This window comes from Mesorhizobium sp., assembly GCF_041661565.1.
Classification (GTDB): Bacteria; Pseudomonadota; Alphaproteobacteria; order Rhizobiales; family Rhizobiaceae; genus Mesorhizobium.
Window position 1 is genome coordinate 1 of record NZ_JBAZUD010000177.1, and the last position, 9,389, is coordinate 9,389.

At 63.1% G+C, this 9,389-nt stretch carries 12 protein-coding genes; 2 read left to right on the plus strand and 10 right to left on the minus strand.

The window, feature by feature from the left end; genetic code table 11:
• The 4 genes from WC739_RS22735 to WC739_RS22750 all read right to left on the minus strand — a co-directional run.
• Positions 1–294 (minus strand): ATP-binding cassette domain-containing protein (locus WC739_RS22735; protein WP_372955245.1); only part of this gene is annotated, 294 nt, incomplete at its 3' end.
• Positions 291–1,175, minus strand: coding sequence for a D,D-dipeptide ABC transporter permease (gene ddpC / locus WC739_RS22740; RefSeq protein ID WP_372955246.1), 885 nt, complete (start codon positions 1,173–1,175; stop codon positions 291–293). The genes WC739_RS22735 and ddpC, both read right to left, overlap by 4 nt.
• Positions 1,175–2,191, minus strand: a complete 1,017-nt coding sequence (locus tag WC739_RS22745) for an ABC transporter permease (RefSeq protein ID WP_372955247.1) — start codon at positions 2,189–2,191, stop codon at positions 1,175–1,177. Before WC739_RS22745 ends, ddpC begins: the two co-directional genes overlap by 1 nt.
• A 17-nt stretch (positions 2,192–2,208) precedes the next feature.
• Positions 2,209–3,756 (minus strand): ABC transporter substrate-binding protein, encoded by a 1,548-nt coding sequence (locus WC739_RS22750; RefSeq protein WP_372955248.1) that lies wholly within the window; start codon positions 3,754–3,756, stop codon positions 2,209–2,211.
• A gap of 215 nt (positions 3,757–3,971) precedes the next feature.
• Here WC739_RS22750 and WC739_RS22755 point away from each other — a divergent pair, with 215 nt between their 5' ends.
• Entirely contained in the window at positions 3,972–4,211 is a 240-nt protein-coding gene (locus WC739_RS22755; protein ID WP_372955249.1) for a hypothetical protein, read from the plus strand.
• A gap of 18 nt (positions 4,212–4,229) precedes the next feature.
• Positions 4,230–4,421 (plus strand): hypothetical protein, encoded by a 192-nt coding sequence (locus WC739_RS22760; protein ID WP_372955250.1) that lies wholly within the window; start codon positions 4,230–4,232, stop codon positions 4,419–4,421.
• A 27-nt stretch (positions 4,422–4,448) separates the two neighbouring features.
• On the opposite strand, the gene WC739_RS22765 is transcribed toward WC739_RS22760, so the two are convergent.
• The 6 genes from WC739_RS22765 to WC739_RS22790 form a co-directional block, all read right to left on the minus strand.
• The gene (locus WC739_RS22765) at positions 4,449–4,667 is read right to left on the minus strand and encodes a hypothetical protein (protein ID WP_372955251.1); all 219 of its coding nucleotides are present in this window, start codon (positions 4,665–4,667) and stop codon (positions 4,449–4,451) included.
• Positions 4,668–4,843: 176 nt separating this feature from the next.
• Positions 4,844–5,614, minus strand: coding sequence for an SDR family oxidoreductase (locus WC739_RS22770; protein WP_372955252.1), 771 nt, complete (start codon positions 5,612–5,614; stop codon positions 4,844–4,846).
• Positions 5,615–5,627: 13 nt separating this feature from the next.
• Positions 5,628–6,623, minus strand: coding sequence for an ABC transporter permease (locus WC739_RS22775; RefSeq protein WP_372955253.1), 996 nt, complete (start codon positions 6,621–6,623; stop codon positions 5,628–5,630).
• 125 nt (positions 6,624–6,748) lie between these two features.
• On the minus strand, positions 6,749–7,789 hold the full coding sequence (locus WC739_RS22780) for a sugar ABC transporter substrate-binding protein (protein ID WP_372955254.1): 1,041 nt from the start codon (positions 7,787–7,789) through the stop codon (positions 6,749–6,751).
• Between the two features lie 39 nt (positions 7,790–7,828).
• Positions 7,829–8,593 (minus strand): ATP-binding cassette domain-containing protein, encoded by a 765-nt coding sequence (locus WC739_RS22785; RefSeq protein ID WP_372955255.1) that lies wholly within the window; start codon positions 8,591–8,593, stop codon positions 7,829–7,831.
• The coding region (locus WC739_RS22790) for an ROK family protein (protein WP_372955256.1) at positions 8,590–9,389 on the minus strand (800 nt) is incomplete at its 5' end. The genes WC739_RS22785 and WC739_RS22790, both read right to left, overlap by 4 nt.

Below are 9,389 nucleotides of genomic sequence, written 5' to 3' on the forward strand. Positions count from 1 at the left end.
TACGAGACGCCCGCGCACATGCTGCAGTTCCCGCTCGCTGAGTTTCATGGGATCGCTGCCGAACAGGCGAATGCCGCCGCCGGTGATGCGCGCGCTTCCCTCGGGCAAGAGCCGCGTCGCCGCCATCATCGTCACGGACTTGCCGCAGCCGGACTCGCCTACCACCCCGACGATCTCGCCCGCGCGAACGTTGAGGCTGACCCCGTTCAGCGCCTTGATCGGACCGCGATAGGTGCGGAACTCAAGGGAGAGGTCGGAGATTTCGAGAAGGGTATCGCCATGCGCTTCGATCATCGGCCACCCAGCCTTGGATCGAGCATGTCGCGCAAACCATCGCCCAGCAGATTGAAGCCCATGGCGCTAACCAGGATCGCCACGCCGGGAAAGGTCACATACCACCACTGGTCGAGGAAATAGTTGCGGCCGCTCGACACCATCGATCCCCATTCGGACGTCGGTGGTTGCGCGCCGAGGCCGATGAAGCTCAGCGCGGCGGCCGTCAGGATGGTGCCGCCAAGATCGAGCGTTGCCTGCACGATGATGGGTGACAGAGCATTCGGCAGGATATGCCAGCGCAGCAGATAGGCGGGCGATGCGCCGAAGCTGCGCGATGCCTTCACATAGGTGCGGTTTCGCAACGACAGCGTCTGCCCGCGCGCCAGCCGCACATAGGCGGGGACCCGCACCACGGCCACCGCCAGCATGGCGTTGAACAGGCTCGGTCCCAACGCCGCGGCCAGCGCCATGGCAAGGATGAGTGCCGGCAGCGCCAGGAAGACGTCCATCAGCCGCATGATCGCCGTGTCGACGATGCCGCCGATGACACCGGACAGGCAACCGACGATCGAGCCGATGACGGTCGAGATGATGACGATGGCGAACGCGATGCCACAGGATGCCCGGGCGCCGAAAAGCACCCGCGAGAACAAGTCCCGCCCGACTTCGTCGGTACCGAAAAAGTGCTGCAGGCTTGGTGCCGCGAGCCTGGCCGAAAGCGAAATCTTGTCCGGCGGGTAGGGCGCCAATACGGGCGCGGCGATGATCACGAACAGCACCAGCAGCCCGATCGCTGCGCCAATCAGCGTGAGGGGACTTCCCTTCACGCGATACCACAGGCGCCCAACTCCAAGCCGGGACGCGGCGCGGCGCGGCGCCGCGATGCCATCCACCGCCATCAGCCGAGCTCCCTGATCTGCGGATCGAGCACCATGTAGGTCAGGTCGACCGCGAGATTGATCAGGACGTAACCCAGTGAAGCGACGATGGTGAAGCCCATGATGGCAGGAAAATCCAGAGTCTGGATCGAGGACACCACGTAACTGCCCATGCCGGGCCAGGCGAAGATCGTTTCGGTCAGCACGGCGCCGTAGAGCAGGTCGCCGAAGGCGAGGCCGAGCAGTGTCACGGAGGGTATCAACGCGTTGGGCAAGGCGTGCCGCAGGATGATCGCCGAGCGCGACAGCCCGTTGGCGCGCGCGGTCCGCACATAGTCCTCCTGCAGGACATCCAGCATCGATGCCCGGATCTGCCGCGTGATGATGCCGAGGTTGGCGAAGGCGAGGACGAAAGCCGGCAGGATGAGATGATAGATCGAAGACCAGAAGGCCTTCATGTCGCCGGCGACAAGCGAGTCGATCAGGAAGAAGCCGGTGAAGCGCGGCGGCGCCGCGATGCCAAGGGTGATGCGGCCGCTGCCCGGCAGGATCGGTATCTTGACATAAAACAGCAGGATGAGCGCCAGTCCGAACCAGAACACCGGCATCGAAATGCCGGCCACCGACACGACACGCGCTGCCTGGTCGACGGGGCCATCCTTGTAGATCGCCGAGAGCACGCCGAGCGGCACGCCGATCATGATCGACATGACGAGGGCCGCGATGCCAAGCTCCAGCGTGGCCGGCAGGAACAGGGCGATGTCGCCGAGCACCGGGCGGCGCGTTCGCAAGGACTGGCCGAGATCGCCAGACAGAAGCTGTTTGACGTAGATGCCGAACTGCTGGGTGACGGGCTTGTCGAGACCAAGCTCCTGACGCACATGCGCCAGCGTCTGGGCCGATGCTTTGTCACCGGCGATCAACTGGGCCGGATCGCCGGGGATGAGATGCGAGATGGTGAAAGTGACCACGGCGACGCCGGCCACGACGAAGACCAGCAAGACAAGGCGCCGAAGGATCGTTGAAATGAGCGACATACCTTCGGCGCCGATTTCTATTCGGACTTCGACATATCGGCGATGTTGTAGACCTGGATCAGCATCGGATTGTAGACATATCCCTTCACCGAGGATCGCATGGCGAAGATGTCGTTCTTCTGGAACAGGAGGACGTAGGGAGCATCTTCATTGGTGATCTTCTGGGCATCGACGTAGAGCTGCTCGCGCTTCTTCTGATCGACGGTGCCAAGCGCCTGGGTGATCAGGTCGGTGACCTTCGGATTCTCGTAGAAGGCACGGTTGCCGGGCGCCCCCATCTTGGTCGGGTCGAACCAGATGTTCATGAACATGAACGGATCGGCGAAATCGGGCGTCCAGGCACCGGTCGCGATGTCGTAATCGCCCTTGGCGACCAGCTCGCGCTTGGTCGTGTCGGCGACGTTCTTCATGTCGAGGGTGACCCCGATCTCTGCCAGCGAAGCCTGCAGCGCGAGGCCCACCGGCTCCCAGGCCGAGTCAGCCTGCGAATAGGTATAGCTGATGTGCAGATCGGAAACGCCGGCCTCGGCAAGCAGCTTTTTGGCCTTCTCCAGATCGTAGCTGTACTGCATGCCTTGGGGATCATGGCCCCACATGCCGTCCGGCACAGGCCCGCGCATCTGTTCGGCCTGGCCTTGCATGACGCCGTCGACCAGCCCCTTGTAATCGGCCGCATAGGAAATCGCCTGGCGGACCTTCGGATTGTCGAAGGGCGCCTTCTTGTTGTTGAGATAGAGATAGATCACGTAGAGGCTGGGATTGCTTTCGATGGCAACGCCTGCGCTCTTCTTCATCGCTTCGGCCTGGTCGACCGGCACCTGGTCGATCAGGTCGGCGTCGCCGTTCTCGAGTTGCAAGCGGCGCGACGACATCTCGCGTACGATCTTGAAGATGACCTGCTTGAATGCCGGCGCCTTGCCGGAATAATGCGGATTGGCATCGAGGGTGATCTGCTGGTTGCGCTCCCAGGCCGAGATTTTGAAAGCGCCGCTGCCGGCGCTGTGCTCGGCGAGCCAGGCTTTCGCGTCGTCACCGTTGACCGCGTGCTCTTGCGCTTTCGGATTGATGATCGACCCGGCCGAAGTCGCGAGCGCCGACAGGAACGGCGCGAAGGGCGCCGACAGTTCGAACTTCACGGTCTGCCGGTCGACAACGACGACGTCCTTGACGGTCGGGAACATGTCGCCCGGGCCAGCTGCCAGTTTCCTGACGCGGTCGAATGAATATTTGACCGCGGCGGCGTCGACCGGCGAACCGTCGTCGAACATGTGTCCCGAAGCGAGCTTGAATGTCCAGCTGAGGTTGTCGGCCGCGGTGGTCCAGCTCTCGGCAAGCTCCGGAATGACCTCGGTCTTGCCGCCGTCATACTTCACCAGCCGCTCGTAAGCCGGAAAGATCAGGGTGTAGCCATTGTTGCTGACCTCGACCCCCGGGTCGGCCGTGGGCGGATCCTCGGCCTTGGCAATGACAAGCACATCCTTGTCCGTGGCCCAGCTCGGCTCGGCAAAGGTCAGGACAGAAAGGGCGGCAAACGCCCCGAATATCGGCAGGCGACGTGACAGCATCGATGCGCTCCCCTCGAGCTTGTGTTTCGCATCTCGCCGGGACTGCCCGAAGGATGCCTTTCCCACACGCTAACACCCGAATTTCTGATGGCAAGCCGATTTTTCGGATAGGAAAGCGATTTTTCTAATTAGCCAAGCAGCATTTCGGTGTCGCGCGGGTCCCTTCGCGAAGGTTGTCGCTGCCCTTTGGCCTACTGAAACGTGAAAGCGGCCTGGTGATGAATGCGATCGGCCACTGCACCGGCAGTGGCGCCACGCAGGCGGGCCTGCTGGTAGGACTTGCCGCTCTCGGCAGCCACACGCCGGTTGTCGGCATCAGTTCGGCTGAACCGAGCGACGTGATACAGGCGCGAGTCCACGACCTATGTGGCGGGACCGCGGCTAGGCTCCCGCCTGCCGTGATGGTAGAGCGCGAGCGTGTCGAAGTTCTCGATGGCTATGTCGGCCCTGGCTAAGGACTGCCTTCAGAGGCCATGCTCGAAGCCGTGGACCTGTGCGCGAAACTGGAAGGGCTGCTCCTCGACCCGGTCTATACCGGAAAGGCCATGGCCGGCCTGATTGATCTTGTGCAGACCGGGCGCTTCAGCGCGGACCAGAACGTGATTTTCATCCATACCGGCATTCGGGGCTTGTTTGCCTACGAGGACGTCTTGGCCCATACCTAAAACATCACCCTTGAACTAGATGCAGCATCAATGGCGCAGGGCGAGGTGCAGGGTGGCCGGCGGGCGGTCGTCGCAAACCCGCCGGAGATCGGCTCGGATGTTTTCGGAATCCAAGAGGTCTGCGGCTTCCGGATAACCCTCCGCCAGAAGGGCGGCAACGATCTCGGCGGGACACTGGTGGATGCTACCCTCCGCCAACTCATGAGCCCGTTGGTAGATATAGCTGGCTCTGATCTTGTGGGGCATTCCTGGCATCTCCGTTGATCGGCGCTCGATCAACAACTTCTGAGATGCATGCAGGTTCCGTGCAACTTCTGGATGAGTGAGCCGCAACCTCTGATACCGGCTCAGTGTTGGCCGGTGGTTCGCATTTGCCGGCTCGCCGTTACGCCGCGCATATCGACACTGCCGTAAGTATCGGCTCAGGGGGGCAAGAGCCGAAAATCGTTGCCCTCGGGCAGCAATTGTCCACCATCGACAATAATGGTCGTGCCGGTGATGTAGCTGGCATCGTCCGAAGCGAGAAAGAGGAAGGCATTGGCCACATCGCGCGGGCTGCCGAGCCGGCCGAGCGGGATGGAATCCTCCATGTTCTTGATATAGGCGGCGCCGCGATGCTCCTCGATGGCCTCGGTCAGGATGTTGCCGGGCTCGACGCCGTTGACGGTGATGCCGTAACCGGAGAATTCCAGCGCGGCGGCACGAATGAAGCCGTTGATGCCGGCCTTGCTTGCCGAGTAATGGCCGTGACCAGGGCTGGTGACATGCGGGCCGGTGATGGACGAGGTGTAGAGCATGCGGCCATGGCGCTGCGCCTTCATCGGCACCAGGGCTGCGCGGGTCGCGTTGAACGTGCCGCGCAGATTGACCGCCATGACACGGTCCCAGTCGTCGGCGCTGGTGTTCTCAATGAGCTGCCACGGATAGATGCCGGCATTCTGCACGATGATGTCGAGACGGCCGTGATGCTTGAGCGCCAGCGCAACTGCGGCCTCGGCGTCGGCCACCAGCGAGATGTCGGTGCGGATGAAGGCGGCGCCCAGCTCTTTCGCCGTCGCTTGGCCGGCCTCGACCTCCGTGTCGGCAAGCACCAGCTTCGCGCCCTCTTCGGCGAAGCGCATCGCGATGCCCTTGCCGATGCCGCGGGCGCTGCCGACGATCAGAGCTACCTTGTCCTTGAGCCGGTTGGTCATGCGCGCCGTCCTGTCATGCGAGTCTTTGGCGAATGGTCTGCTTGAAAGCGTCGAGCAGGACGGCGGCCAGAACCAGCAGGCCGTGGATGACCTGGGTGAAGTTGGCCGGCAGTCCCATCAGGTTGATCGCCGTGTTGATGGCCGAGAGCAGAAGCACGCCGGCATAGACGCCGGGGAGGGTGCCGACACCGCCCTTCAGGCTGACGCCGCCGATGACGACGGCGGCGAAGGCATTGAACAGCAGGCCGACGCCGAGATTGGCGGTGGCGCCCGAGGTGCGGATCGCCAGCAGCCAGCCCGCCAGGCCGGCGATGGCTCCGGCCAGCACGAAAGCGATGATCAGGTTGCGGTTCACCCGGATGCCGGCCCGGAAGGTCGCCGTCTCGTTGCCGCCGATCATCACCAGATGCCGGCCGAAGGGCGTCTTGGCCATGATCAGCGAGAAGACGACGAAGCAGGCAACCGCGATCCAGGCGGTGAGTGGCAGTCCGACGAGGCGCTGGATGCCGAACCAGCGGATGGCTGGCGCCAGGTCCTGGGCCGAGCGGCCACCCGAAATCACCAGAACGAGCCCGCGCACCCAGATGTAGGAGGCCAGCGTGATGATGAAGGCGCTCATCTTCACCTTCACCACCAGATAGCCGTTGAAGGCGCCGATCAGACCGCCGACAGCCAGCGCCAGCAGCAGCGAGACGGGAACCATCAGCCATTGCGGGTGCAGTTGCACGCCGAGACCTATCCCCGAGGAACAGAACAGGATGCCGACCGCCATGGCGCTGAGCGCGGCGACGGATTCGACAGACAGGTCCATGTGGCCGGCGATGATGACCAGCGCAAGGCCGATCGACATGACGCCCAGCACACTCGACGCCTCTATGATGTTGGCGAAGATGCCGAGCTGGAAATAGTTCGGGATGAAGATGGAGAACACCACCAGCACGAACAGCAGCATGAACCATACGAGGTTGTCGAGAACGAACTCCAGGGCGTGGCGGGTGCGGGGGTCCATGGGCTGATCCGGTTGGCGCATGACTCCCCGAAATTTTTGGATTTTCGGAAAAATTCATCCGCTAAGTGGAATTGTTGAAGGTTGGCTCCGGGCCGTGACGGCCCGGAGCATTTCGGGCGACGAGCCTACTCGACGGGCTTGACGGTGTCCGTCGGCGGCTTCTGGTTGCCCCAGAAGGCCGGGTTGTCGACGTTTTCCTTCGTGATCGCGGCGCCGGGGATCTTGATGTTCGGCCCCCAGGCTTCCTTGGTCACGGTCGATTTCAGGCCAAGCACGTCATATTCGCCGGGCTTGATCTCTTCCTTCTTGACGATCTTGTCCATGAACATGGCGATCGCCGCCGCCTGTGCGTAGAGCGGCTGCTCGACTTCGACGTTGAGCCATCCCTTGCGGATCAGGTCGAGGCCGACCGGAGCGCCGTTCGAGCTCATCAGCATGACGTCGCCCGGCTTCTTGCCGGCCGCCTCGAGCGAGGCGACGGCGGCGACGGAGAGGTGGGCGGCATGGCTGAAGATCAGGTCGATGTCGGGGTTTGCCAGCATCTGGTCGGAAACGATCGTGCCGGCATTGCTCGCTTCCCACTGCATGGCGGGCAGCGAGATGATCTTGACGTCCGGGAAGGCCTTCATCTTCTCCTCGAAGCCCTTCTGGATATCGAGCGTGTAAGGATCGCCGGGATCGCCGAGCACCTGCAGGACCTTGCCCTTGACCGAGCCGTTCTTGGCCTTGAGCAGCTTCTCGGCCTGGTCGGCGGCAACGTAGCCGATTTCGATCGTTCCCGCGACAGAGGTGAAGTCGGATAGGGTCGACGTGATCTGGCGGTCGAATTCAACCACCGGGATGCCGGCGGCGCGCGCGGCCTCGATCGATGGCTTCAGCGCATTGAAGTCGACGGCGGCCAGGATGATGGCCGCTGGCTTCAGTGCGATCACGTCGTTCATCTGCGATTGCTGCGCGTCCGTCTTGTTGTCGGCGTTCAGCGTCTTCACCTCGTAGCCGACCTGCTTGAGGAACAGCTCCAGCGCGCTCACCGAACCGGTCTGGAATTCGTCGAGCAGTGTCGGCACCATGTAGTAGACGATACCCTTGGACTGCGCGAATGCCGGCGTGAGCGTGGCAAAGGCCAGTGCCAGGATACCGAAGACAGCAAGAAGTATTCGCTTCATGTCGTTCGCTCCTGTTAAGCCGGACCCCTCTTTTGTCCCTCAGCCCGCCGGTCCGGCACCGGCAAGCGTCTCACCGGTGATCATGTTGATCACCGCGTCGGGACTAGTTTTGTTGCGCGCGACATCGCCAGCCACGACGCCTTGCCGGATCACCACGATCCGGTCGGCGACCTGGAAGGCCTGTTGCATGATATGCGTGATGATGACGACGCCGATGCCCTGATTGGCCACCTGGCGGATCATATCGAGCCCACGCCGCGTCTGTTCGACACCGAGAGCGGCGAACGGCTCGTCGAGCAGAACGAGCTTGCCGCCCCAATGCACGAAGCGGTTGAGTTCGATGGCTTGCCGCTGGCCGCCCGAAAGGTGCTCGACATTGGCGCGCAACGACGGGATGCGCGTGCCGGCGCTGGCCAGCGCCTTTTCAACGACGGCTTCCATGGCGCGCTCGTCAAGCACGGGGATGCCAAGAACCTTCCGGGTGATCTCCCGGCCCATGAAGAAATTGGCGACCACGTCGACATTCGTGCACAGCGACAGGTCCTGGTAGACGGTCTCGATGCCCGCCGCCTTGGCCTCGGCGGGCGACCTTGCGAGGAATTCCTTGCCCTCGAACAGCATCCGGCCCGAAGTCGGCTCCAGTCCGCCGGCGATGATCTTCACCAGCGTCGATTTGCCGGCGCCATTGTCGCCGAGCAATGCCACGACCTCGCCGCGGCTGATCGAAAAGCTGATCCCTTTCAGGGCTTCGATGGCGCCATAGTTCTTGGTGACGTTGTCGAGAACCAGCAGCGGTTCGCTCATGCCGCTATCTCCCTTGCCGCCAGAAGATCGCGCCCGCGTTCCCGCTCGGCGGCGAACATTTGACCGAAGCGGGGCGACAACACTCCGGAAACCGCAAGGGCGGCGGCGCCGCGCAGCACCGAATGCCGCCCGCCACGCGCGACCATCACACGCGGCGTCGCGCGGTCCTTGCGCGCGGAGACGGAATTGTGAAGGCCGGTGGCAGACCCAGCCAGCCGCTCGAGCAGTTCCGTGGAAGCCAGCCCGCCCAGGATGATTGTCTCCGGATCGAACAGATTCTCGATGATGGCGACCGCATTGTGGAAGATCGGGCTGACTTGCGCGACCCAGTCGGACTCGCTGCCGTTCCAACGCCGCAATGCCTCGAGCGAGAGATATCTTTCCAGGCAGCCCCTGTTGCCGCAAGGGCAGGGCTCTCCGCCGGGAACCACGGGTATGTGCCCGACTTCGCCGGCATTGCCCCACGCGCCGCGCAGCACGCCGCCGTCATGAACCATGACGCCGCCAAGCCCCACGCCGAAGTAGAGGTAATAGTATTCGGGGAATTGGGCTCCGAGTCCGTAGAGGCGCTCGCCCATGGCGGCGGCGGCCATGTCGGTCTCGAAAAAGGCTGGCAGTCCGGTAGCCTCCGCCAGCCGTTCACGCAGCGCCACGTCTTTCCATCCGGTCATAGTGGTCGGGCCGACAAAACTCATGGACTCGACGCCGAATGGTCCCGGCAGGGCCAGGCCGACCCCGAGGACCCGTCCTCCGGCCCGCAATCCGGTGAGTTCCATCACCATCGCCCCGATCAGTT

Coding starts and splice junctions, on each gene's coding strand:
- ddpC (WP_372955246.1), bottom strand. CDS start 1,175: ATGGCGGTGGATGGCATCGCGGCGCCGCGCCGCGCCGCGTCCCGGCTT.
- WC739_RS22745 (WP_372955247.1), bottom strand. CDS start 2,191: ATGTCGCTCATTTCAACGATCCTTCGGCGCCTTGTCTTGCTGGTCTTC.
- WC739_RS22750 (WP_372955248.1), bottom strand. CDS start 3,756: ATGCTGTCACGTCGCCTGCCGATATTCGGGGCGTTTGCCGCCCTTTCT.
- WC739_RS22760 (WP_372955250.1), top strand. CDS start 4,230: ATGCTCGAAGCCGTGGACCTGTGCGCGAAACTGGAAGGGCTGCTCCTC.
- WC739_RS22765 (WP_372955251.1), bottom strand. CDS start 4,667: ATGCCCCACAAGATCAGAGCCAGCTATATCTACCAACGGGCTCATGAG.
- WC739_RS22770 (WP_372955252.1), bottom strand. CDS start 5,614: ATGACCAACCGGCTCAAGGACAAGGTAGCTCTGATCGTCGGCAGCGCC.
- WC739_RS22775 (WP_372955253.1), bottom strand. CDS start 6,623: ATGGACCCCCGCACCCGCCACGCCCTGGAGTTCGTTCTCGACAACCTC.
- WC739_RS22780 (WP_372955254.1), bottom strand. CDS start 7,789: ATGAAGCGAATACTTCTTGCTGTCTTCGGTATCCTGGCACTGGCCTTT.
- WC739_RS22785 (WP_372955255.1), bottom strand. CDS start 8,593: ATGAGCGAACCGCTGCTGGTTCTCGACAACGTCACCAAGAACTATGGC.